This window comes from Streptomyces sp. NBC_01669, assembly GCF_026339735.1.
In the GTDB taxonomy this organism is placed as follows: Bacteria; Actinomycetota; Actinomycetes; order Streptomycetales; family Streptomycetaceae; genus Streptomyces; species Streptomyces yanii.
The window spans coordinates 8,474,223-8,498,727 of record NZ_JAPEQG010000001.1 but is presented as its reverse complement, the minus strand read 5'-3'; the positions used below and the strand labels follow the sequence as shown (position 1 = coordinate 8,498,727).

General features: G+C 68.7%; 19 protein-coding genes and 1 pseudogene. 12 read left to right on the top strand and 8 right to left on the bottom strand.

Features of this window, described 5'->3' with window-relative positions; translation table 11 throughout:
* Positions 1–144: 144 nt before the first annotated feature.
* The 4 genes and pseudogenes from OG972_RS37990 (at position 145) to OG972_RS37980 (ending at position 3,500) form a co-directional block, all read left to right on the top strand.
* Positions 145–456, top strand: a complete 312-nt coding sequence (locus tag OG972_RS37990) for a hypothetical protein (RefSeq protein ID WP_266989310.1) — start codon at positions 145–147, stop codon at positions 454–456.
* A 107-nt stretch (positions 457–563) separates the two neighbouring features.
* Positions 564–725: pseudogene (locus OG972_RS49665) on the top strand (IS5/IS1182 family transposase); the annotation flags it as partial.
* A gap of 325 nt (positions 726–1,050) precedes the next feature.
* On the top strand, positions 1,051–1,509 hold the full coding sequence (locus OG972_RS37985) for an NUDIX domain-containing protein (protein WP_266989308.1): 459 nt from the start codon (positions 1,051–1,053) through the stop codon (positions 1,507–1,509).
* A gap of 23 nt (positions 1,510–1,532) precedes the next feature.
* A complete protein-coding gene (locus OG972_RS37980) occupies positions 1,533–3,500 on the top strand; it encodes an ABC transporter ATP-binding protein (RefSeq protein WP_266990985.1) in 1,968 nt (655 codons plus the stop codon).
* A gap of 467 nt (positions 3,501–3,967) precedes the next feature.
* Here the strand turns inward: OG972_RS37980 and OG972_RS37975 are convergent, their stop codons facing one another.
* Positions 3,968–5,200 (bottom strand): FAD-dependent oxidoreductase, encoded by a 1,233-nt coding sequence (locus OG972_RS37975; RefSeq protein ID WP_266989306.1) that lies wholly within the window; start codon positions 5,198–5,200, stop codon positions 3,968–3,970.
* 105 nt (positions 5,201–5,305) lie between these two features.
* On the opposite strand from OG972_RS37975, the gene OG972_RS37970 reads away from it, so the two are divergent.
* On the top strand, positions 5,306–6,532 hold the full coding sequence (locus tag OG972_RS37970) for a cytochrome P450 (protein WP_266990983.1): 1,227 nt from the start codon (positions 5,306–5,308) through the stop codon (positions 6,530–6,532).
* An 83-nt stretch (positions 6,533–6,615) separates the two neighbouring features.
* Here OG972_RS37970 and OG972_RS37965 read toward each other — a convergent pair whose 3' ends face one another.
* Positions 6,616–6,825: a hypothetical protein gene (locus OG972_RS37965; protein ID WP_266989304.1), complete on the bottom strand. Its 210-nt coding sequence runs from the start codon at positions 6,823–6,825 to the stop codon at positions 6,616–6,618.
* Positions 6,826–6,895: 70 nt separating this feature from the next.
* Here OG972_RS37965 and OG972_RS37960 point away from each other — a divergent pair, with 70 nt between their 5' ends.
* Entirely contained in the window at positions 6,896–7,075 is a 180-nt protein-coding gene (locus OG972_RS37960; RefSeq protein ID WP_266989302.1) for a hypothetical protein, read from the top strand.
* Between the two features lie 91 nt (positions 7,076–7,166).
* Here the strand turns inward: OG972_RS37960 and OG972_RS37955 are convergent, their stop codons facing one another.
* Positions 7,167–7,427 carry a hypothetical protein gene (locus tag OG972_RS37955; RefSeq protein ID WP_266989300.1) on the bottom strand — a complete coding sequence of 87 codons (261 nt, stop codon included), beginning with the start codon at positions 7,425–7,427 and terminating at the stop codon, positions 7,167–7,169.
* Positions 7,428–8,421: 994 nt separating this feature from the next.
* On the opposite strand from OG972_RS37955, the gene OG972_RS37950 reads away from it, so the two are divergent.
* The 6 genes from OG972_RS37950 to OG972_RS37925 all read left to right on the top strand — a co-directional run bounded on the left by OG972_RS37950 (position 8,422) and on the right by OG972_RS37925 (position 20,430).
* Positions 8,422–9,615: a sensor histidine kinase gene (locus OG972_RS37950; RefSeq protein ID WP_266989298.1), complete on the top strand. Its 1,194-nt coding sequence runs from the start codon at positions 8,422–8,424 to the stop codon at positions 9,613–9,615.
* Complete coding sequence (locus OG972_RS37945; protein WP_266989296.1) at positions 9,612–10,349, top strand: response regulator transcription factor; 738 nt, start codon at positions 9,612–9,614, stop codon at positions 10,347–10,349. Before OG972_RS37950 ends, OG972_RS37945 begins: the two co-directional genes overlap by 4 nt.
* A gap of 385 nt (positions 10,350–10,734) precedes the next feature.
* On the top strand, positions 10,735–14,472 hold the full coding sequence (locus OG972_RS37940; protein ID WP_266989294.1) for a S8 family serine peptidase: 3,738 nt from the start codon (positions 10,735–10,737) through the stop codon (positions 14,470–14,472).
* 548 nt (positions 14,473–15,020) lie between these two features.
* Entirely contained in the window at positions 15,021–18,692 is a 3,672-nt protein-coding gene (locus tag OG972_RS37935) for a S8 family serine peptidase (protein ID WP_266989292.1), read from the top strand.
* Positions 18,692–19,330, top strand: coding sequence for a hypothetical protein (locus tag OG972_RS37930; protein WP_266989290.1), 639 nt, complete (start codon positions 18,692–18,694; stop codon positions 19,328–19,330). The genes OG972_RS37935 and OG972_RS37930 overlap by 1 nt, the downstream gene beginning before the upstream one ends.
* Positions 19,331–19,431: 101 nt before the next feature.
* A complete protein-coding gene (locus OG972_RS37925) occupies positions 19,432–20,430 on the top strand; it encodes a helix-turn-helix domain-containing protein (RefSeq protein ID WP_266989288.1) in 999 nt (332 codons plus the stop codon).
* A gap of 197 nt (positions 20,431–20,627) precedes the next feature.
* Here OG972_RS37925 and OG972_RS37920 read toward each other — a convergent pair whose 3' ends face one another.
* The 5 genes from OG972_RS37920 to OG972_RS37905 all read right to left on the bottom strand — a co-directional run bounded on the left by OG972_RS37920 (position 20,628) and on the right by OG972_RS37905 (position 24,248).
* Complete coding sequence (locus tag OG972_RS37920) at positions 20,628–21,425, bottom strand: inositol monophosphatase family protein (RefSeq protein WP_266989286.1); 798 nt, start codon at positions 21,423–21,425, stop codon at positions 20,628–20,630.
* Positions 21,426–21,515: 90 nt separating this feature from the next.
* Positions 21,516–22,151: a DUF1345 domain-containing protein gene (locus OG972_RS37915; RefSeq protein ID WP_266989284.1), complete on the bottom strand. Its 636-nt coding sequence runs from the start codon at positions 22,149–22,151 to the stop codon at positions 21,516–21,518.
* A 41-nt stretch (positions 22,152–22,192) separates the two neighbouring features.
* Complete coding sequence (locus OG972_RS49345; RefSeq protein WP_323135962.1) at positions 22,193–22,312, bottom strand: hypothetical protein; 120 nt, start codon at positions 22,310–22,312, stop codon at positions 22,193–22,195.
* Complete coding sequence (locus tag OG972_RS49340) at positions 22,309–22,680, bottom strand: encapsulin (protein ID WP_323135925.1); 372 nt, start codon at positions 22,678–22,680, stop codon at positions 22,309–22,311. The genes OG972_RS49345 and OG972_RS49340 overlap by 4 nt, the downstream gene beginning before the upstream one ends.
* 155 nt (positions 22,681–22,835) lie before the next feature.
* Positions 22,836–24,248, bottom strand: coding sequence for an NF041680 family putative transposase (locus OG972_RS37905; protein ID WP_323135952.1), 1,413 nt, complete (start codon positions 24,246–24,248; stop codon positions 22,836–22,838).
* Positions 24,249–24,505 lie beyond the last annotated feature (257 nt).

The window sequence follows — 24,505 nt, the reverse complement described above, 5'->3', positions numbered from 1 at the left end:
GCTCCGGTTGGATGTGACGACACGTTCGACGGGCGTGGGGAGGCGTGATGGCACATCCTGTCAGGGTTCGCAGGCTGACCGAGCAGAGGCGATTTCTTACGGATCACCACGTCAGTCAGGAACTGGTGGTGATCTGATGACTCCATGCGCCTTGAGCACTGCGTGACCAGGAACCACATCGAGGTGTGGAATGCGCGTGTGCTGCCGCCTGGGACGGTACGGATCACGTTCTGGAAGGTTCTACGCGGCTCTCTCCTACCGATCCTGGTCTGGGTTGGCGTCGCGTGCTTCGTCTACTTCGTCTACAACCCGGTGGTAGCAGTAGTCCTTGGTGGGCTCTTCACGCTCTCCTTCCTCGTGGGGGTCGCCCTCCGCCGCAAGGCACGGCACTCCGTCCGGTGCAGCATTTACGGTGCGGTGGGAGGAGTGCTCGACAAGTCGATGGCGTGGTTCTGAGGCGTTGCGACTGTGGGCGGGCCGTCGGTGATCCGGGTGTGTTGACCGACGCTCGATGGGTCGCCAGGTGATCGACGCGATCGCCCGGAAGTAACCGGACAGGATCTCCGTGGATGGTTCTGCCTGCGGAGTTCGGCTCGTGGAAGGGCGCCGACGGTCGTCTTCGGAACTGGGCGATCGATGACACCTGGGACCGAGTGTTCACCGCTCTGCCGGCACCAGGAATGACGGAACAACCCTTGGGCAGAGCGACTCGGGGGCGGTGCTGAGCAGGTTGAGGTCGAAAATGCGGATCCACTGAGTGTCGTCGCTGTCGAGGCGCCGACCGGCAGGACGGCGTCCCCCACTCCGACGTTGTTCACCAGAGGGTCGATGCCGCCCGGCTCGGTGACGGCGCTCGCCGAGCCCGGGGAGCATGGCATCCCGCCGCGCAAGTTGGGCAGCCTCGGCAGGCCGACCTGAGAAATACGCCCTGGTCCGCTTCGCAGCGGCGGACGCAGCCGGCGCTCCGGCCTACGGGCCGCGGTATGGCGGCGAGGCCGTGACCGCGCGAGGCTGGCCCACGGTGGAGTGGCAGAAGAGGGGGACCTTCGCGTGACCAACGATCGTTACCGTTTGATGGCAGATGCTGTCCGGTTATTGTTCCGCTCGCACGGACATGTCCTGTCCGTCCGCAGAGCCGGCGGTTCCGACCCTGCGCCGGAACAACTCCCAGGGGCGGGCGACCACCTGGAAGAGGGTGAGTCGCTCGATCAGGCAGCACGCGTGGAGTCCGGGATCGATGTCGACCCGCATCGTCAGGAGTTCTGCGGCCTGATGCGTGACGTCCCCCTCGGCAAGGACCGGATCACCCCGGCGTTCGTGGCGCAATCCTGGAGCGGCGAGCCTCACCATGCTGAGCCCGACAGGCACGATGGGCTGTTCCGGGCTGCCGTGGGCAAGGCGTCGCAGGACTGCCGGCCCTACACCGTGGCGATCTGCCGCTTGCTCGCCGAGAGGCGCACGTACCTGGCCCTGCACTGGCCTGTTCCCACCCGGGGAGGCGCATCGTGAAGCGGTATCTGCGCCGGGTGCGGATGGTCGAGCCGACAGTCTCCGCAGCCGAGCACGAGCTGTTCGGCGGGCCCCTGCGCTACGACATGGGCTGGGCCGAACATGAACGTGCACGGCTCGACTTGAACATGCTCTCGGCCATTCGTGCCATGCCCCGACTGGTCGGCAGAACCCTGCGCAGGGCCTGGTCCGCCGACCGGCCCGCGCTGCTGGCAGTCGGGGTCAGTGAGATCGGCCAGGGCATCGCGGCAGCCGTCAGCCTGCTCGCGGTCAACGCCGTGATGCATGCCCTGCTCGGCAGCGGCACGCCTGTCGACCGCCTGTACGGCGCCCTTCCCGCGTTGATCGCCGGCGCGGTCGTCGCGGTGGTGAACGCCGGCCTCGCCGGCTGGTCCACTTCACGGGCCGGGCGCCTGGAGCCCCTGGTGGAACGGATCGCGACCACCGAGTACCTGGCCGCAGCCACCGCGGTCGAGCTGGAGGCCATCGAGGACCCGGAGTTCCGGCGCCTGATCGATGTCGCGCAATACGGTGCCGCCTCGGCCCGACGCATGATCAGCGCCTGCGTCGCCGCACTGAACGGAACGATCTCTCTGATCGCCACAGCAAGCGTCCTGACCATCCTGCACCCCGCGCTGCTGCCCATGCTGCTGCTGATCGCGGCACCGCGCGGCTGGGGAGCCATGCGGGTGGCGCAGGAGCGCTATGTGTCGGTGATGACCTGGGTCGAGCATGTGCGCGCCAGCCGCCTCATCGGCAACCTCCTCACCGAGCGCAGCGCGGCCCAGGAAGTGCGGATCCACTCGGTCGGCCCGTTCCTGTTGGACAAGTACAAGGGGATGGCCGAGAGCGCCGAGGCCGAGCAGAAGCGGCTCGCCAACGGCAAGGCCCTGACCGAGCTGGTGGCCGCTGCCCTGTCCGGTCTGGCCATGGCAGGCACGTACGGGGTGATGTTCTGGCTGATCACGGCCGGGCACATGAGTCTTGCCGTGGCCGGCACCGCCGTGATCGCCGTACGCTCCGGCTCCGCGAGCCTGGGCGCGCTGGTCATGAACGTCAACCAGCTGCACGAGGAGAGTCTTTACGTCCAGGACCACGACAGGTTCCTGGCCGAGGCCGCAGGACGAGCCATCCCCTCGGGCGGGGAACCCGTGCCGCACCAGGTCGAACAGGTCGTCCTCGACAAGGTCACCTACCGCTACCCGGACCGCGACGCTCCGGCACTGGACGGGGTCTCGATCACTCTCCCCATGGGGTCGGTGACCGCAGTGGTGGGCGAAAACGGATCGGGCAAGAGCACCCTGATGAAGGTCCTGGCGGGCCTGCTGCTGCCGCAGAGCGGCACGGTGCGCTGGGGCGAATCCGAACTGACCGGCCTGGACCGCGCCCAGGTGTTCGACCGCGTCGCACTGCTGACACAGGATTTCCAGCGCTGGCCGGTGACAGCCGCCCTGAACATCCGCATCGGCCGCCCCGACCAGGATGCCGAGCACGAGGAACTGGAGCCCTCTGTCGACTACGCAGGTGCCTCCCCGGTCATCGCGAAACTGCCCCACGGTCTGCGGAGCCTGCTGGCCCGGATGTTCCGCGGTGCCTCGGAGCTCTCCGGAGGCGAGTGGCAGAAAATCGGACTCGCCCGTACGCACTGGCGCAGCTCCACGTGCCCCGCGGACAGCGTCCTGATCGTCGACGAACCCACCTCCGCGCTCGACCCCGAAGCGGAGATCGCCGCCTTCAACCGCATCCGCCAACTCGCCGGGCCACACCGGGCCGTGGTCCTGGTCACTCACCGCATGTCCGGTGTCCGCCACGCCGACACCATCTACGTCCTCACCCAGGGACGCCTGAGCGAACACGGCACCCACGATGAACTGATCGCCGCAGACGGACGGTACGCAGCCATGTTCCACACCCAGGCCGCCCAGTACGCACCGGATTCCCGCGCCCAGGTACCGAACCCCAGCACCCCGCCCGTCCCGGACCACTCCTGACCCCGCAGACCGAAAGGACGGTCGTGCCGCCGAGCTCCCCCACCCCCCGCCACATCCGCTCGGGCCGGGGCTCCCTCCATGGTGCGGAACCGGCTGACCGACCAGCTCGTCGGCGCCGACCGGATCCGCACCCCCGCTGTCGAGACCGCCTTCCGCAGGATGCCTCGGCGCGCCTTCGCCCCCGAGGCGGCCTCGACGCGGGATACGCCGACTACATCGTCGCCACCCGCCACAATGGGGGACGGGCGGGTGACCAGATCAGTCTCCGCTCCCTGGCTGCAGGCCGGGATACCGGAAGCCGCGTGTTCCAGCCCGGCCGGCACGTCCCGCGTTCCCGGGACGCGGGCGATCGCGCCCTCATTGGTGTCGTCCGGCCCCGCTTCGGTGGCCGGGCCGCGGACGTATTGAGGGGTCCGTGGGCCAGAAGCGAGGACGGGGCCGGGCCAGGTCAGGCCAGGAGCAGGGGCTCATCGCATGGACGCGGTGGGTGGACGCTCGCGTACCGCGCCGTAGGCGATGAAGTACGCCGGCACTCGCTTGAGCCACCGCGAGGTGGTCAACAGTTCGGCCATCCGCTGTGACCGCTTGGCGTTACCGAAGGGCGGGCGTCCCTCCAGTACGGGTGCGATGACCCGCGCGTGGGCGAATCGCTGCAGCGCCTGCGTCGCGGCTGTGGTCGGCCACCGCCGGCGCTGTACGGCGCGTACGTCCGCCAGACCGACCGTACCCCTGCGCAGCGGCTCGACGAGATACCGGGCGGTGGCGACGGCGTCTTCGACAGCAAGGTTGATGCCGATACCGAAGACCGGGGACATCGCGTGCGCCGCGTCACCGATGCACAGCAATCCCGGGCGGTGCCAGCGCCGGAGGCGGTCGAGCCGTACGTCGAGCATCTTCACCTCGTCCCACGACCGCAGCCCGTGCACCCGGTCCCCGAGCCAGGGAACGCCGGCCGAGAAGTCGGCCATGAACCGCTCAAGACCGGCGGCACGGCGCTCGGCATCGGTCCCCTTGGGGATCAGCGCCGCGCACTGCCAGTAGTCCCCGCGGTCGATCATGGCGGTGAGGAACCCCTCGCCGACGCCTCCCACGAGCCCGTGCGGATCGCCCTCGCGCCGTGGCAGTCGGAACCACCAGGCGTCCATGGGGCAGGTGAATCTCCGCAGGCCCAGTTCGGGCCGAGACCGGGCCAGCGAGCCCCGGCCGTCGCAGGCCACCGTGAGGGTGGCCCGCAGTTCGCCGGTGCGGCCGTCGGGGGTGCGGTACCGCACCCCCGTGACCCGTCCGCGCTCCACCAGGAAGGAAGTCGCCTCGGTGCTCATCCGCACGGAGAACGACGGCTCTCGAGCGGCCTCGTCCGCGAGGAGGTCGAGCAGGTCCCACTGCGGCACCATCGCCACGTAGTTGTAGGGGCCCCGCAGCGTGCCGATGTCTCCGACGGTGACCAGCGAACGGTCAGGGCCGAGCGGCAACTGGACCGTCGTCACCCGCCGTTGCGGCAGACGGGCAAACCGCTCCGCCAGGCCGAGGTCGTCCAGCAGCGCCAGGGTGGACGGATGCACCGTGTCGCCGCGGAAGTCGCGCAGGAAGTCGCCGTGCTTCTCCAGGACCGTGACCGCTACTCCGGCCCGGGCCAGCAGCAGGCCGAGGACCATTCCGGCGGGGCCGCCGCCCACAACACAGCACGTGGTCCGTTCCATCGCAGCCCCTGCCCTCGGTGAAATCCCGGTATCCCTCACTGGGACATATACCATCAAAACCTGCAAATCTGCCGTGAAGATTCACGGATCCTTCTGGGAGGCATGATGAGCCAGCAGCCGGTCCTTCTGCCCTACGCCGACCCGGCCTTCGTGGCAGACCCCTTCCCGCTCTACCGACAGCTGCGCGAGGACGGCCCGGTACGGCGCGCCGTCATCGCCGGCGGCCTGGAAGCCTGGCTGGTCACGCGCTACGAGGATGGCATCGTGGCTCTGTCCGACCCCCGGTTGAGCAGCGACGTCCGTGACGCGTCGGATCCGCGCCTCCTGCAGCGGCTGCCCGCGACCGAACGCGAGTCCGTACTGCGCAACATGCTCCGCTCCGACCCGCCCGACCACACCCGCCTGCGCCGCCTGGTCTCCAGTGCGTTCACGGCGCGCAGGGTGGCCGAGCTGCGGCCTCGTGTCCAGGCCATCACCGACGGACTGCTCGACGCGATCGTGCCGGTCGGCAACGCCGACCTCGTCGAGGACTTCGCGCTGCCGCTTCCGGTCACGGTGATCAGCGAATTGCTCGGGGTGCCCGTGGCCGACCGGCACGACTTCCAGCGGTGGACCGACGACATGATCCTGCAAGGGGCGGAGCTGCCGGACCCGGCCCGGATGGACGCGGCGTGGCGGCAGATGCACTCGTACCTGACCAGGCTCCTGGAGGCCAAACGAGCCCGGCCCGGGGACGACCTGCTCAGTGCGCTGATCGCCACCCGGGACGAGGAGCACCGGCTGGACGAGGACGAGCTGATCGCCATGGCCTTCCTGCTGCTGGTGGCCGGATACATCACCACGGTCAACCTGATCGGCAGCGGCATCGCCGCGCTGCTCGCCCACCCCGACCAGCTTCAGATGCTGCGGAAAGATCCGGCGCTTCTGCCGGGCGCGATCGAGGAGTTCCTTCGCTACGACGGACCGGTCAGCCCCGGGATCGCGCGGTTCGCGCGCGAGGACGTCTCCATCGCGGGCGTGGCCATCCCGCGCGGTGCGACCGTGCTGGTCGCCTCCGCCATCGCCGACCGCGACCCGGCACGGTTCTCCGAACCCGATCGCCTGGACATCACCCGACAGGACAATGCTCACCTCGCGTTCGGGCACGGCATCCACTACTGCCTGGGGGCGCCGCTGGCCCGGCTCGAGGGCCAGATCGCCATCGGCACTGCCCTGCGTCGCCTTCACCACCTCACCCTGGCCGTGCCGCCCGGCGAGCTGCAGTGGCGACCGGGCGGGCTGCGCGGCCCCGAGCGGCTGCCCGTCACCTTCACGTCGGCCGACCCGAACTGAGCAAGCGAACGCCGGCCTGGCGCGAGTAACGGGCGGAACGCCTCCGGCTTCGACCCCACCCGGTAGGTACTCCGCCGATGACGTCAGCGCAGGCCGAAGGCCCGGGTGATCGTCCGGGAGACGCTGTTGTCGGCGCTGTCCGGCGCGGTGCCCCGGAGCGTGACGAAGTGTCCGACTTCCAGCTCGCGCACGTGCAACACCGACTGGAGCACAACAACAGCGCCCCCGCCGTCGATCAGATCGAATTGCCCCCTCGGGTCCAGCAGAGCAAGCTGGGCGCCTTCCGCGCCCAACACCGCATCGCTACCGAGCTGGAGCCCGCTCGCTCAGGGAGCCCTGCTCAGGGATCGGGCGACCACCACCGTGGCCGAACGCCCCGGCAAGACCCCCGCGCAGGTCATCCTGCGCCAGCACCTACGGCTGGGCAATGTCGTCATCCCCACATCCGTCGCCCCCGAGCACATCCGGAGCACCCCCGACATCTTCCATTTCGAACGCACCGACGCCGACACCCGGGCCCCTCGCCGCCTGGCTGCGGCCTGACCCGCCGGCGGCGCCTGAACAGGGCGTGTTCGTGGTGCCATGACGATCGCCGAACGCCGCACTCCTGCCCCGCTGCCGGAGGCGTGGCCGCTCACTTCTGGGCGAGCTTGATGCGTTCGGTCAGATCACCGACCTCGCTGCCGAGTTTCTGCACGGGGGCAGCGAGGGAGGCCAGTGCGGACTCGATATCGACTGCTGCGGCCGTGTACTTGTCCATGCTGGCTGCGTGCTCCAGCCGTGCCCACACGGCGGCTTCGGCCACCAGGGCGTCGCGCTGGGGGCTGGCGATCGGGTGCTGGGATGCCTTGGTGAGCAATTCGCGGGCCTGCTGGCCCGGGGCGCTGTCAGTCATGGCCGGAATCCTTCCAGCGGGCGTGCGGCGGAGGGTGGATTTCAGACGGTGGAATGCAGCGCAGAAATACGACCTGTCCGCCTATCTGCTCGCAGAGCTGGTGTACAACGAGGTCGGAGGCGATCCGTCGAGCACGGACGACACCCAAGAACATCCTCACCAACGACCCCAACACCTCGTCGCAGTCCTCCGCATCGACGCTGCAGGCGGCTGACTCGGAGTCCGGTCCGGTCATGGGCTGGGCCGTCCGCGCTGCCGAGGCATCGCCTCGGTAGCGCGGTGCGTGCACGTACTCCTGCGTGTGCACCAACTCGGCTGCGGTGACCCGGAAGTGCCAGTTGTCCGTTCCGCGCCGGACGACGGTCAGCCACGATCCTTCGGCGGCACGGTAAACCGCCCGCGCGGGAGTACCCGGCCGGCCGCTGGTCACCTGCCAACGGGGGATGGCGGCGCAGCCGTCGCCCGCCGGCTCGCGCGACTCGATGTTCTCCTCGACCAGGACCTACCAGGAACCTTCGGTTGTCATGGTCCGAACCTATCGCCCCACGATGTCGACACTGCCGCGCCTCTCGAGATCCTCAGCGGCATCTTCCAGGGCCGGGCCGGTACCGCGAACGGCCTGCTTTGCCCGGATAGCTGACGTCGCGTCGGTGGCAGTTGCGGAGGATCGAGGCGACCTGTGATGAGACAGGAGGAAGGCGAGGAAAGACGGGCGCAGTGTTCGAATCGCTCTCCCCCATCTAGCACATCAGCCCCGGCAGGCCACTTCTCTGCGGCCGCCATCCGCCTCGAGAACCATTGCATTCAAGGGCGATCAAGGATCAAGCACCCTCCCAAGTCAACCGAACGATGGACACGACCCCGAACCGGTGCACGGCTTAGTCTCAACGCTGACCGCCTGAAGTGAACCAGGAGTGAGGCGCGGATGAGGATTGGGCAGCCCAGAGGGGCGGCGTGCGCCATGCCGCCGACGCTGCGGCATGCACTGAACGGCTTGTTCGTTTCCTCGCTCGTCGCTGCCCTCCTGATCGTGATCGGTCCAGGCACGGCTGTGCCGAGCCAGGACACGTCCATCGTGGCCGCCCTGTCCGTGCTCCTCGCCGCCACGTACGCGGTGGGATTCGCCGGCCCTGCCAGGCCTGCCGACTCTCGACGTCGCGAGGAACCCACCGAGTCCGTCGACATAACCGGAGGGAACCCGGGCCGTGCGCTGCGCTGGCTTGGCGCGCTGACCGCGGTATGGACCTGCCTCATGGCGTTCAGTTCGGGGTTCGGCTGGCTGGGGTTCCCGCTGTTCGCACTGTATGTCCTGCACCTGCCGCTGCGGCTGGCGGTCGTGGCCGTCGCTCTGGGGACCGCCATCGTGGTCGCCGCCAAGGGAGCGGAGGCCGGCGCGCTGGGGATCCCCCAGGTGGCCGGACCGCTGCTGGGCGCGCTGGTCTCCACGCTGACGCTGCTCGGGTACCAGTCGCTGTACCGGGAGAGCCAGGCCCGCAAGGCGCTCATCGCTGAGCTGGTCGTCACCCGGGACGCGCTGGCGGAGTCGCAGCGGGAGGCCGGCCGGCTCGCCGAACGCCAGCGGCTGGCCCGGGAGATACACGACACGGTCGCGCAGGGCCTCTCGAGCGTGATCATGCTGTTGCGCGCCACCGACGCCGCGCTGCCACCGGACGCATCCCTGGCGCAGGAGCGGACCGCCGCGGCCACCGAGGTCGCGACGGCGAACCTCGCCGAGTGCCGGCGCTTCCTGTACGAACTGAGCCCGCCGCCCCTGGTCGAGACGCCCCTGCCCGAGGCGTTGCGCCGACTGGTCGACCGGAGTGCCGAGGACGGTCTCAGCACCGCTTTCCATCTGCACGGGGAGCCGTACCCGCTGGGTGCCGAGTGCGATGTGGCGCTACTGCGGCTGACCCAGGAGGCGCTGGCCAATGTGCGCGGGCACGCGCACGCCGAGAGGTGCGTGGTGAGCCTCTGCTACCTGGACGACCGGGTGACGCTCGATGTCTTCGACGACGGCAAGGGCTTCGATCCGGAGCTGCCCCTACAGGACTCCCGTGGCGGCTTCGGGCTCTTCGGGATGCGCCAGCGGATAGAGGAGCTGGGCGGCGCGCTCACCGTCGAGTCCGCGATCGGCGAGGGAACGGCGGTCGCCGCCAGTCTGCCAATTCCGAATGGGGTGACATCATGACCGCGCCGCAGACCGCCTCCGTCGCGCAGGTACGCGTGCTGATCGTCGACGACCACCCGGTCGTGCGCCGTGGCCTGCGTGCGCTGCTCGATGACGTGCCCGAGGTCGTGGTGGCCGGTGAGGCGGGGGACGGTGCCGAGGCGCTGCGAATGGTCGCCGGGTCGACGGAGGTCGACGTGGTCCTCATGGACCTGCGCATGGGCGGCGGTACCGACGAGATGTCAGGCGTCGCCACCGATGCGACCGGCAGCGGGCGAGGCAGCGGCGAGCGCATGGACGGTGTCGAGGCCACCCGCCGGATCAGAGCCCTGCCGGCCCCGCCCCGGGTGCTGGTCCTCACCACCTACAGAACCGACGCCGAGATCCTTGCCGCCGTCGAGGCGGGTGCGACCGGTTACCTGCTCAAGGACGCGCCGGTCGAGGAGCTGATCTCCGCAGTGCACGCAGTCGCGGCCGGCGAGACCGTGCTGGCTCCGCCCGTCGCCACTCGGCTGCTCGGCCGCATGCGGGCACCGCAGTCCACACTGACCCCACGCGAGACAGAGATTCTCGTCCTGCTCGCGAAGGGACTGTCGAACCGGCAGGTGTCACGCGCGCTGTTCATCAGCGAGGCAACAGTGAAGACCCATCTGGTCCGTGTCTTCGCCAAGCTCGGGGTGGACAGCCGCACCGGCGCCGTGACGGCGGCACTGGCCCACGGCCTGATCCCCGAACCCCTGCCCGGCCCCACCTAGCCGACCGCACGACCGAATCCTGCAGACCCGCCCACCCCCTCCGGCCGGCCCGAGTTTCCGGACCCCACAGCGCAGCGAGGTTCCCCTGCCACACCACCGAGCTGACACAGCGGCGGCCCATGGCCGACGCCGCAACACGGCACGCGGTCCGCCGTCCTGGTACTGCTGCACTGCTCTCACCTGAAAGTGCAGCACAACCACATACCGCATCCACATGCAGTGATCCGACGCGGCGCCGAATTCCCGCGACCGCGTGGCTTTCGCGCGCCTTCATTCCCTCTCAGAGAAGGTCATCGCCTCAATGAGACAGTCACGACGGGCTGGGTCGACCAGATCCTCAGCCCGCTCAACCACCTCCATAGCCTACCGGCTGACACGCCGTCCAGTGCGTACGGCCCTGGGGGTGCTCACCGCGGCCTGTGTGGCCGGAACGCTTTGCACCCTGCCCGTCGCCGCAGCGACACCGGTCGCGTCGGCCGCTCAGGCTGCCCGGCCGCAGCAGGTCGGCCCGGTTGTCGCCACGCACAAGCTCACTCTCGTTACGGGAGAGGTGGTGACGCTGGAGCGTCACGCCAGCGGCTTCCAGGCGGCGACGGTCGCGCCCACACCTGACGGCACCCCAGCGGGCTTCTCCAGCATGAGGGTGGGCGAGGAGGTCTATGTCATCCCGGACAAGGCACAGCCGTACCTTGCCGCGAACGAGCTCGACCGCGAGCTGTTCAACGTCACCAAGCTGGTCGAGTACGGCTACGACGACGCGCACCGCCCCGCCGTGCCGCTGATCGCGACCTACGCCGGCGCGCCGGGCAAGGCGGGCAAGGCGGGTAAGCAGGCCGCGCCGGCCGGTTCGGTGAAGTCCGACGAGCTGCCCAGCGCCAATGCGGTGGCGCTGCGCGCGAGCAAGAAGAAGGCGGCGACGTTCTGGGAGGCGGTCGACGACGACAGCGCCGCAGCGACGACCGCACCGAAGCTCGCCGGCGGCATCAAGAAGCTCTGGCTCGACAAGCCGGTCAAGGTGACGCTGGACCAGAGTGTGCCGCAGATCGGCGCCCTGGAAGCATGGGCGGCCGGGTACGACGGCACCGGCACCAAGGTGGCCATTCTCGACACCGGTATCGACCCCAACCACCCCGATGTGGCGGGGCAGGTGAAGAAGACGCAGAACTTCACCGACGACCCCGACGCGGTCGACCACCACGGTCACGGCACGCATGTCGCCTCGACCATCGCGGGCTCGGGTGCCGCGTCGGGCGGCAAGTACAAGGGTGTGGCGCCGGGCGCCGACCTGTACATCGGCAAGGTCCTCAACAGCGCCGGTGAAGGCCCCCAGTCGGGGGTCATCGCCGGCATGGAGTGGGCGGTGGCCGAAGGTGCGGACGTCGTCAGCATGAGCCTGGGTTCGCCGGTCGCCAGTGACGGCACCGACCCGCTGAGCCAGGCCGTCAACGAGCTCACCGCGTCCTCCGGCGCGCTGTTCGTCATCGCGTCCGGCAACGAGGGCTCGGACAAGTCGACCGTGGGTTCGCCGGGTGCCGCCGACGCCGCGCTGACCGTCGGCGCGGTGTCCAAGTCGGAGCTGCTCGCGGGCTTCTCCAGCCGCGGCCCTCGCAAGGGCGACTTCGCGGTCAAGCCGGAGATCACCGCACCGGGCGTGGGCATCGTCGCCGCGCGCGCCGCCGGCACCTCGATGGGTCGCCCGGTCGACGCCAACTACACCTCGGCCAACGGCACCTCGATGGCCACCCCGCACGTGGCCGGCGCCGCGGCGATCCTCGCCCAGCGCCACCCGGACTGGACCGCCGACCGGCTCAAGCAGGTGCTGGTCAGCACCGCCGAGCAGGGCTCGTACACGGCCTACCAGCAGGGCGGCGGCCGGGTCGACGTGCCCAAGGCCATCGACGCCACCGTCTACTCCAGCCCCGCCGTCGTCAGCATGGGCAAGTCGACGGCCGAGAGCGCGCCGGTCACCAAGACGGTCAGTTACGTCAACACGTCCAGCGCGGACAAGACGCTGTCGCTCCGCCTGGCCGCCTCCGGGGAGACCGGACCCGCACCGGGCGGCACGTTCACGCTCAGCGCCACCAGCGTGACGGTCCCGCCGAACTCCACCGCGAGCGTGACGGTGACCTACCACCCCGAACTCTGCGTCCTGGGTGACTACACGGGTGTCGTCACCGCCACCGCGCCCGACGGCTCCGCGATCCACACCACCGTCGGCGCGACGAAGGGGGTGCCCACCGTCGACCTCACCGTCAACGCGATCGACCGGAACGGAAACCCGGCGCAGGGCACCGACGTGACCGTGTTCGACCTGGACGAGGACGAGGTCATCCAGCCCTACCTCCGGGACGGAACGGCAACTGTCGCAGTGCCGCTGGGACGCTACTCGGTCATGGGTGTCGTCTACACGCGGGACAAGGCCGGAGTCGAGATCCTGAACAGTACCCTCGCCGGCGACCCCATGGTGGAACTGAAGGCGGACAAGACGATCACGCTGGATGCCCGGCTGGGCAAGGAGGTCAAGGTCGCGACGCCCAAGGAGTCCGAGCCGAACGGCTACAGAATCGGGTACCGCCAGCAACTCCCCGGCAATTACGGGATTGACTTCATGAAGATCATGTCGAGCGCGATCTGGGATCATGCCTACGCGGTGCCCACCGCGCCGGTGACGAACGGCACCTTCGAGTTCAACTTCCAGCAGCGCAGGTACGCCCCAGTGATCCGGGCGTCCATTGCCGGGCAGGCCGGCGCGCTCCCGCTTGAGCCAGTGTTCAATGCGGCCCGGCTGGACGGCCCCAGCACGCTCCGGGCAGTCAACGCCGACAAGGGAGGGCCCGAGGACCTGGCCGGCAAGAACCTCGGTGGCAAACTCGCGGTCGTCACCAGCGATGCCACCCGGCAGACTGCCGACCAGATCGCCGCCGTGGCCGATGCCGGGGCGAAGGCAGTGATCATCGTCGGCGACCAGCCGGGCTCTTTCTACGCCAGTGTGCCGCTCGTCGCCCGCACCGCCATCCCGGCCTGGACCCTCCCCCAGGACGAAGGCGCGGTGCTCCTCGACCGGATGGCCGGCGGTCCCACGCAGATCAACCTGCACGGCATCGCCAAGAGCCCGTATGTGTACAACATCGCTCTCATGGTTCCCGGTGGAATTCCGGTCGACCCCGTCGACGCGGTCACCGCGGAGAACTCGGCCGTGGTGAAGTCCCACTACCGCGGCTCCAAGGGCACCAAACTTGGCGAGACCGACTCGGTGGTCCGCCCGGGAGAGCGCCTCATCGTCCAGGTGGTGGAGTTCGTCGATGGGCCGCTGGACCGGGAGGAGTGGTCCTCCACCGGCAGCAGGTGGCCGACCCTGAAGGACATGCGGTGGTCCCACGCAGTCTTCCCGGACCCCACCAACATCGCCCGCCGCATGAATGACGTGCTCCGCACCTATAGCCCGGGCGAACAGCGCGAGGAGACCTGGCTGGGCGCGGCGAACGGCCCGGCCGGACCGGCGAACACCCGCGCGGTCCGCGAGGGCGACGACATGACCCTCATCGTGCCGGAGATGGGTGACAGCGAACCGGAGCATTTCGGCTGGTTCGGCGCGGCGTCCGACAAGGCGATGGTGCGGGTGTACCAGGACGAGAAACTCCTCACCGAGACGACGCGCGCGATGATGATGTTGCCGGTCAGCCCTGACCCGGCGGCCTACCGGATCACCATGGACACGTCGCACCCGGCGTGGTTCCCGCTGTCCACCGAGACCAGCACCGCGTGGACGTTCAAGTCCGCCCGGCCGGCGAACGGCGAGGAGGACCTGGCGCTGCTCTGGCCGAGGTACGACCTGAACCTGGATGCGCAGAACACCACCCAGGGCGGCAACACCTACCACTTCGACCTGGCGTTCGTTCTCCAGAACGGCGCCACCCCAGACATCGACGGGGTCGAGGTGGAGGCGTCCGCCGACGGCGGTGCCACCTGGCAGCCCGCGAAGGTCATGAGCAAGAGCGACGGCAGTTACAAGGTGTCCGTGAGCAACCCGGCATCGGGCCACGTGTCCCTGCGCGTCAAGGCACAGGACAACAACGGCAGCAAGATCGAGCAGACCCTGATCAAGGCATACGCCGTGCGCTGACGCTCATGACAGACCTTTTCCGACCGCACCCCTGGCGCAAGGCACGCCCTCGCGCCAGGGACGCACCCCGTTGTACTGGCAATCAAATATCTTGCCGGGACTCCGTATTGCCGAAAAAAATCAGCAAAGTCCTTGAAAGTGCCGGACGTGTCCGAGAGTTCTCGACGTCTGTACCCGCCTGCTTGACGCACCGCACCATCGGCGCAGCTCCACATTTTTGAACGCGGCGCCGGCGGTATTTTCCTGTCCATGAATCCTTCGGGTTGGATCACCGGGCGTACGTCTCGACGTGGTACTCCGGCGCGCCCGACCAGCATCAGCAAGGCGGCGTGGCGTTCCTCGCCGATTTCCCGGCCAATTGCTGTGGCGGGTTTGTGACATGGAAGAAATCCGCCACGCTCAATCAGTTGCCTCGGTCGGTGCTGAGCCCGAAAGTATCTGCTGATACGGCAAGGACTTCTTTGTCGCGACGAGCAGGAGGCACTTATGCATCCCCCTCGCCATATTCACGGCGAAACCGAAAGAACGGCATCTCAGGAGGCCTGGCGATGAGGCGTTTTGGGCGCCGACTGGCCGCCTCGGTCGCCGGCATCACCATCCTCGGGATGGTCATATCGACCCCCTCGGCGGTTGCTGCCAGCCCAACCCCAGCTCCCTCTACCCCTGCAGCCCTCAACCAGATCCAGCCCGCTTCGGTCGGCGGCGACCTTCTCCGCGCTGCCGCCGGAACTCAGGCAAAGCTGTCGCTGACGCTGGTGACCGGCGACAAGGTGCAGATCGGTATCACCGCGGACGGAAAGCCGGTCGTCCACGAGATCGAGCCGGCGAAGCGGCCCGGGAACGAGTCGGTAGTCTTCCAAACCGTCACCAGGAACGGCCAGCTCTACGTCGTACCGGACGACGCGTTGCCGCTGCTCCGTGCCGACCTGCTGGACTGGGAGCTCTTCAACCTAGCCAAGCTGGCCGACTGGGCGGCCAAGGGTACGACCGGTGAGGTCCCGGCGATCGCCGCGTACTCCGAAAAGATCGGCGCTCGGACGGCGCCGACCGCTGACGGTACCAAGGCGAAGAACGTCCTGAAGAGCATCAACGCCCGCTCGATGACCATCAAGGGCAACGGCCAGTGGTGGCGAGAGGTACGGGAGAATAACGCCGGCAAGTCCGCCTCCGCCGCTCGGGCCGCCGGCCCGCTGGCCGGAGTGAAAAAGGTGTGGCTGAACGAGCTGACGAAGATTCAGCTCGACAAGTCCGTACCGCAGATCGGCGCGCCCGCCGCCTGGAGCCGCGGCTATGACGGTTCGAACGTGAAGGTCGCGGTGCTGGACAGTGGCATCGATGCCACCCACCCCGATCTTGCCGACCGGATCGCCGAGGCGGTTGACTTCACCAACAGCCCGAAGGGTCCGGTGGACGAACACGGACACGGTACCCATGTGGCGTCCACGATCGCCGGCACCGGAAAGGCCTCCGACGGGCTGCGTCGCGGTGTGGCGCCCGGTGCGAAGCTGCTCATCGGCAGAGTCTGCGGTCCGGACGGCTCGTGCGCCGGCGACGCGGTCATCGCCGGCATGGAGTGGGCCGCCAAGTCCGGTGCCGATGTGGTGAACATGAGCCTCGGTGGCCCGCCCTCCGACGGAACGGACGCGCTGAGCCAGTCGGTCAACAAGCTCAGCAAGGACTACGGCACCCTGTTCGTCATCGCCGCGGGCAACAACGGCCCCGGCGCCAAGACGGTCGGGTCGCCAGGTTCTGCCGACGAGGCGCTGACGGTCGCGGCCGTGGACAAGAGCGACCAGATGGCCCCCTTCTCCAGCCGCGGGCCTCGGATCGGGGACGGCGGGGCCAAGCCGGACATCGCGGCTCCGGGCGTCGCCATCACCGCAGCCCGGGCCAAGGGCACCGCGATGGGCAAGCCCGTGGACGACTACTACACGACCGCCAGTGGCACTTCCATGGCCACCCCCCATATGGCCGGTGCCGCGGCGATCATCGCCCAGCAGCACCCGGACTTCACCGGGCGGCAGATCAAGGCGCTGCTGATGGCCACCGCCAAGGACCTCGGGCACGACGTGTACGCGCAGGGCGCCGGCCGGGTGGACGTGGCCCGTGCGATCGATCCGAAGATCATCCCGGACGGGAACCTGAGCTTCGGCCGACTCGAATACCCGCACTCGTCGGCGTCCAGGACGGTCACCTACACCAACTGGACCGACGAGCCGATCACGCTCACGCTTTCCGCCTCGGCCTCCTCCTCGGGCAAGCCCGCGCCGGCGGGGCTGCTCACGCTCAGCGCCAACCAGGTGACCGTGCCCGCCAAGGGGTCGGCCGACGTGACGGTGACCCTGGACGGCAAGGGGGTGGACGATGCCGGGCAGTACGGCGGATACACAGGCGCCCTGACCGCCAAGGACAGTACGGGGACGACGCTGGGAACGTCGCGGCTCTCGGCGTTCTTGGAGCCGATCCGTCACGACCTGACCATCAAGGTCATTCCTCCGGCCGGCGCCACCGACATCCGGTACGGCAACGCGCTGATCGTCCCGATGAACGAGGACAAGCTGGGCCTTTACGAGGACCCGCTGGTGGCACCGGGTGGCGAGACGGTCAAGGCCAGGGTCTTCGCCGGCACGGTCGCGGCGGGCCTCGCGATGTCGTGGCGGGACGCGGCCGGTGAGCTGCACCGGGCCGCACCGATGGCACCGCAGGTGCAGATCACCGGGGCGACCACGGTGGAGCTGGACTTGCGGAAGGCCAAGCCGGTCAGGGTGAACGCCCCGGAGCCGACGGAGACATACCGCGCGGCCTTCAAATACCAGCGGACCTCTGTGGACAGCAATTGGGGGCTTGGCGGAGGGGTGGGCACCGAATACGGTCCCGGTGAACCGAACTGGTGGGTACTGCCGACCAGCGAGGTGAGCCTCGGCACGCTCACCTTCAACAGCCGCCATGTCCTGGTACCGCCGTCAGTAACGATGAAGGTCACGGGAAACGGTGACTCCTTCGACCTGGACGCCCGCTACGCGACGCCGGACAACTCCATCCACGGCGGGGGCCAGGGGTGGAAGGAAGACGGGAAGAACCGGGTCCGCTCCGTGCGGTTGACGATCCCCCGACTGCCCACCAACGGGCAGAAGCCCGTGGTCTACGCAGGCACCGGCTCGGCCGAGGAGCTCGCCAAGGTCGACGCGAAGGGTGCGCTGGTGCTGTTGCGGCCGACCGACATCTGCACGACGACCTGCAACTTCACCGCACTCCGTGAGCGAGTGGCGGCGGCTGCCGCGGCGGGTGCGGTCGGGGTGCTGGTGGCCGGCGGGACCGATCGGGTCACCCTGGAGTCGTACGGGACCCGGAACTACAAGTGCGAGAACAGTGATCCGGACAGCTGCCCGCCGGTCGAACCGTACGCAGCGTTGCCGATCGTGACCGTATCCCCGGCCGAGGCCGCCACGCTGATCCGGCGGATCGGGGGCGGGGCGAGTTCCGGCGTCCAGGTCGAACTCGGCGGCAACAGCGAGGTGTCGAAGAGCTACGCGCTGGCGTTCAGCACCAGCGGTCGGATTCCCGCCAGCCTGCCGTACAAGGTCCTGCCCGAGGAGCTCGACCGTGTCGACCACCGTATCCACGCTGACCGGCCCGGGGTGACTACCTACTTCGGCTGGAGCCGGACCACCGACGCCGGCCCGGTTGTAGTGGAGATGGACATGCCCAAGCCGGCCAGCCAACGGCAGCTCACCACGTGGGTCACGCGGGACGACAACGCGGTCGACACATTTGAGCTGGCCACCAGGCATTACATCGCGCCGTCCGCGCTGAGTGGAACGGGCCAGGGCGAAACTCAGGACCTGGCGCTCGACAGGAAGAACACGATCGACTGGAACGCGGGTCCGTCCCTGCCCGGCGCGGTGCCCCAGGTCCGCACCAAGTCGGGCTTCACCACCAGCACCGGCCTGCCGTGCGCCGGCTGCCGGGAGGCCGACCGTTTCTGGCCAACCATGTACCTGACCGGCAGCGGAGGCGGTCGCCAGGCCGTGATCGGCATGGTCAACGAAACGCCATTGTTCCCGCTCCTCTATGGGATGCAAACCTGTACCACCTGCGACGTCAGCCTCTCCAACCAGGCCGGCGACGAACTCGAGCAACGGCTCGTCCCGCTCGAGTTCGCCTTCCAGCTCGGCGAGCCCGGCAACGCGCCGGACCTGGTGTCGGGGAGCAAGCGGTGATGACCGAAGCGAGAAAGGAGACCGGTCCGATGAACGCGACCGCGCCATCGAGGTGGCGCCGGACAGTGAACCTGGCGGCGCTGACAGCCGTAGCGGTGCTTGCGGTGGCGGGTTGCGGTAGTGCTGACGTCATCACGTATGACCTGCCTACGCAATCAGCCCGATACTCGTTCGAGGCGGAAACCAACGGGGTCAAGACCGTGTGGGAGTACATGTCCGACCGGCCGACCAAGCCTGACGCGCCGACGTCGCAGCCGTGCATCGCGGACGCCATCGTCAAGGATCCAGGTATGTGCCGACCGGAGCCGTTGATCTTCCTGCGGTACAACCTGGGCCTGGATCTGGACAACACCGCCAAGGCCGACGGCACCCACCGCGTCACCGTCACCGGCTACTACCAGGATCGGCTCAGCAAGCCACCGACCGTGACCGAGCTGCGGGTCGAGGCCAGCGTCGACGGTGGCAAGACCTGGCAGCCGGCAATGACCAAGGCCGACGGGCAGAACACGTTCACCGCGCAAATCAAGCACCCGAAGCGTGACGAGGCTCCCGGAGGAGTCGGACTGCGGATCACCGCGACCGACAGTGCGGGGGACACCGTCAAGCAGACGATTCCCAAGGCGTACCAACTGCGCTGAGGTGAACCGCTGAAGCGGTGAACCAACCCGGAGGGGGTCATGGCCGGGGCGAGACGTGAGTTTCGCCCCGGCCGTCTCTCGCGATTTCGTGGAGGAACATCATGCTGTCAGACGTGCTGGGGCTGACCCCCGAAGAGGCAGAGACCTACCACACGCTGATCTCGGTAGCCTCCGCCACTCCCGCCGAACTCGCCGAACTCGTCGGCTGCGACGCCCGCCAGGTGGTGCGCGTCCTCGGCATCCTCGAAGACCGTGGGCTCGCCGCGCGCAGCCTCGGGGACACCACCCGGTTCGTGGCCTCCCCGCCGGCGGCGGCACTACGGGCCGTCCTGGTCCAGCGACAGAACGAGCTCAAGCTGGCGGAACTCGAACTCGACTCCCTCGACGAGATCTATCGCGCGGCCACCCTCGGGCGCGGCGTCGCGGACGTCGTCGACGTGATCCACGGCAGCGAGGCCATCCGCGAGCGCGTCGGACGCATACAACTCGGCGCACGGAAAGAGGTCATGAATTTCGCGAAGGCGCCGGTCTTTTCGACCGGCAACCTGACCGACGGCTCGGTCATGGCGCGCGGTGTCCGTTACCGCGTGATACTCGAAAGCGCGATGCTCGACGGGGGAGCCCCGTCGTTCGACGAGATCGTCCAGGCGCGGGCCGCAGGAGAGGAGGTCCGAATCACTGAGACGCTGCCACTGAAACTCTTCATCGTGGACCGCGAGTTCGCCATTGTTCCGCTCATCGGTTCAGCCAATGCCGCAAAGTCGGGAGCCCTGCTCCTACACGAGAGCAGCCTGCTCGACGCGCTAATAGCACTGTTCGAGTCCGAATGGGAGAAGGCGACGCAATTTGTCACCACTGCAGTTACCTTGGGGAACGCGCCCGCCATCGATGACCTGGATGCACAAATCCTCAGCCTGTCGCTGGCCGGCCTCACCGACCAAGCGATCGCCACCCAACTGCGCATTTCCCTGCGGACGGTGCAGCGCCGGATCCGGTACCTGATGGACGTCGCGAAGGTGCACAATCGCATGCAGCTGGGCTTCCAGGCGGCCCGGCTGGGCTGGCTCGAAGCCGAGCAGGACGGCAATACCAGGGTGTGAATCCGAGGCGGTCGAGCATGAGGTGCGCGGGGGTGTCCAATCAACGGCGGATCTGCTGATCAGGGGAGAGACGCCAAGTGAGCGAGACAACGATCGAGCATGAGGCCGTCAGGGACTCGGCCGGCGGTGTGGTGCCGTCGGCCGCATCGAACGAAGGGGGCTGTCCCGCCAGGGACTACGGGACACCCCTTAACCCCTTAGCTGCGCCTGCGCATCATCGACATCAGCAGCCCGTGAGTTTCGGCGTCAGCGGCCACCACAAGTCCGCGGCCGGCCGGGCCGATCGGGGCGCCGTCGATCCCAGTGACTACACAGCCGGCGGCCCGGCACACAGCGATGCCAGCGGCGAAATGCACGCTCCCGGACAGGTCACCGCCATCAGTGACGTACGCGGCGCGCTTGCCGGCCGCGACCCAGGCCAACGCCAGCGTCGTGGACACGACACGCGGCCGGAACCGCTCGACGAACTCGGGGTGGGCCAGCAGGTCCACGGCCCGGAAGCCGGGCGCACTCGGGAACGGCGGATCCAGGTTGACGTCCACCAGCCGGGTAGCGGGCGTGGGCGCCAACTGCGCATCGGCCCCGTCGTGACGCACCCAGGCGGTCTCACCGTCGGTGAAGAAGACCTCGCCGCTGAACGGGTCGGCGACCGCCGCCGCCCCGTTGCGCAGCGCCACGTTGACGGCCACCAACATGTTGCCCACGGCGTAGTTCAGCGTGCCGCACAAGGGATCCACCAACCACTGGCGCACGGCGTCGGTCGCACCGTGCTGCCCGCCTTCCTCGCCGAGTACCGCATCATCGGGCCGAGCGGCACGGATGACGCCGAGGATCGTCTTCTCAGCCTCCACATCGGCGGCGGTGGCGAAGTCCCCAGCACTCTTGTCGATGCGAGTGAGCCGCTGTCCGTACATGGTGCGCACCACATCCGCGCCGGCACGTGCGCCAGCTATCGCGACCCCGGCATCGTCAAAGCTCGCGTATGAGTTGATCACGCTGTGCAGAATAGCGAGACGGAGCCACCAACTTGGCGAAACTATGCGGTCAAGGCGCTGGACCGTTGACCGTACGGGACCGCACTCGTGTCAGCCCGTGACGATTCCGGCGACAAGGTTGATGGTGGTGGCCAGGATGCTGGCGCCGAAGACATAGGAGAGCAGGCAGTGCCGGAGGGCGACCGCGCGGATCGTGGAACTGGAGACGTCGGTGTCGGAGACCTGATAGGTCATGCCGAGGTTGTAGCTGAAGTAGAGGAAGTCACTGTACCGCGGCGGGTCGTCGGTGTTGAAGTCGATCCCGCCCCCGGGTGGCAGGTAGTAGATGTACGCGTAGCGGGCGGCGTACATCAGGTGGAGTGCCGCCCAGGCCATGAACACGCCGCAGAGCGCCGTCGCGGCCGCGGCGTGGCTCAGGCCCGAGTGGCCGACCAGAAGCAGCGCCACGATGCTGACCAGTCCGCACACGGCGGCCACGACGACGGCGAGTTCCTCGACGACGGGCCGGAACTCCTCGCGCCGGACGTTGCGATGGGTGGTGGCGGCGTCCATGGGCCACAAGGCGATCCACCCAGTCACGACGAAGAACATTTCCGCCGCGGCGATCCCGGCGAGGATTCCCAGGGGTGGGTGGGTCAGGACGCCGACGACCGCTCCGACGACCACTCCGACGACCGCCGCGCCCGCGAGTCGGGGAACGGCGGAAAGCATCAGCCAGTGGTTCATGGGGCCTCGAGAGTGATGCCTCGGCAGCTCAGTGAAGGGTGTCACGCTTCCAGTACGACGACGGCCTCGTCCGTGTACGTCAGCGTCTCGTGGACGTACAGCTCGACACCGCTCACGTCGTGCCCGGTGCGGCCGATCGCCACGTTCTGGCCGAGGCTCAGTTCGAAGTCGCCGCCGCGGGTGGACAGGACGAAGGCACCGCTGAGGGCCGGCGTTCAGACCGGGCACCGTCCGGCATCCGGTCGAGGTGAGCCGCGATCGGACAGCCGTGGTCGGAGGTCTCGCTGACCGCACGGTACTCGTCGGTGCCGAGCGGGAGCGTGTACGGGCCGTCGATCCCGGCCAGTCGCAGCGATGTCAGAGCCCGGCTGACCGCGTCGGGACAGTCGCGCGGCTCGGCGGGCAGACTCAGCACCGGGTTCGACGACCGTGCGCGCAGTCCGTCGACGGCGGCGAGCCCCGGGCCGGCCGGGTCGAACGGAACGCCACGGAACGGGTCGGACCCGCCAGATCCTGGAGCCCCTCGCACGCGATGGCCTCACCACCGGGGGCCATGGTGGCCACCGGGAGGACCGCTGCCCTGGAGGGAGGCGTGACGACGGGCTGGGACACGGCCATGACACTCCCGACGACGGATACTAAGGCGCAAAAGCAATAAAGGGGAACAGTGTCAGAGCTTGATCTTTAACCTCGCTGCTGTTTCAGGCGGACGTGTTCGGTGAGGGTTTCGGCTCGTTTCACGGTCTTCCCGGGTTCGTGCCGTGGGGCTGGCCTGCGGTTCTTGGAGCCGGGTGGGCGTCCGGGGCCGGGCCGGGAGGGTTTGGGCACTCCTGCGGGACGGGCGGTCTTCGCGCGGAGGTGGCGGAACCCCCGGCGGACGCGGGCGGGGGTGAGACGGCGGGGTTCGGCTGGCCGTTCCCAGGGGCGGCGGAGGTCCTCGGCGAGCGGTCGGGCGAGGCGGAGTTGGGTGTGGGCGGCGATGATCAGCCAGGTCCACAGGTCGGCGGTGTGTGGGTCGCGGACCTTGGGGACGGTCCAGCCGAGGGTCTGCTTGAACAGCCGGAAGGTGTGCTCCAGGTCGAAGCGCCGCAGGAATGCCTGCCAGCGCAGGTCGACGTCCGTGCTGGTCATCGCGGTGCGTGAGGACCACAGCCAGACCGGTTTCGGGTCGCGGTCGCCGGGCAGGTGCTCGACCTTCAGCCGGATCAACGTGCCGTGGATCAGGGGGAGTTCACCGCAGTGGTCGAGCCAGGGGCCGCGGGTGGTCAGGCGGGGATGCATCCGGTCCCAGGCGAGGGTTTCGGCCGTGCCGTAGCGGGTGGTGGTGCAGGTGGTGGCCTGGTCGGGGGTGTGCCAGGAGTCCGGCTTGGAGAAGGTGAGGACACCGCCGTGCTTGCGGGGCTGCCCGCCGCGCGGAGTGGAACGGCGCGGTCCGGCGTCACGGAGCATCACCCGGTCCGAGCGCAGCCGGCCGACCAGCTCGACGGGCAGGTCCGCCAGGACGTAGGCGAGGCGGGTGACGTCGTAGCCGGAGTCCATGACGATGAGAATGTCCTGGTCACCGGGCTTCCACTGGCCGGCTCGCAGGAGCCGGGTGAAGACGTCGCGGAGTTGGGCGGCAGTCACCGCCGTGGCGTCGTCGGCAGGGCCCAGGCGGATCGCGTCCAGCACAGCGGTCCACGATGTGCGTCCTGTTTCCAGGGCGGCGACGAAGGAGTAGGGCCAGCCGGGGATGAACTGGTCGGCGCTGCGGCCTCGCCCGTAGACATGGCAGAACAGCAGGTCCGGGCTGGTCGGGGCGTCGGGACGCAGCCAGTTGCTCACATCGACCGCGAGGACGATCCGCCCGTCGGCGGCACGCGGCAGCGGTGTGGAGGCGAGGAGCCTGCGCAGGCGGCGTGGTTCCAGCCAGCCGTGGTTGACCGCGTCGTACATCGCCCCGTGCCCGCGCCGGTGCTCGGCCGTCAGCGTCAGCTCGGCCAGCGACGTCACCGGACCGTCCGCGCACAGCACTGCGTCGGTCAGCTCGAAGAGCGCATCCGCACGGGAGTAGAGGCAGTCGTAGAACTCGACACGAAAGTGGGACAGCACGCTCAGTGCTGCGTCAGCGGGACCTGCAGGGGCCAGACTCTTCACAGCGGCCGTTCCTTCACGCGACGTTGCTCGACACCTCGAAGCGTGAAGAACGGCCGTCCTGCTGTCTCAGAAACAAGGCAAGATCAGCAGGTCAGGTGACCCGGCGAGGTTAAACAAAAAGCAGAGTAGCCGCGCGTGAACCGGGGTGCAGCGCGGCGGCACACCCCTACCGGAACATCCGGCACCGCCCAGTCTCCCAAAGGTCGAATGGCGAGCGG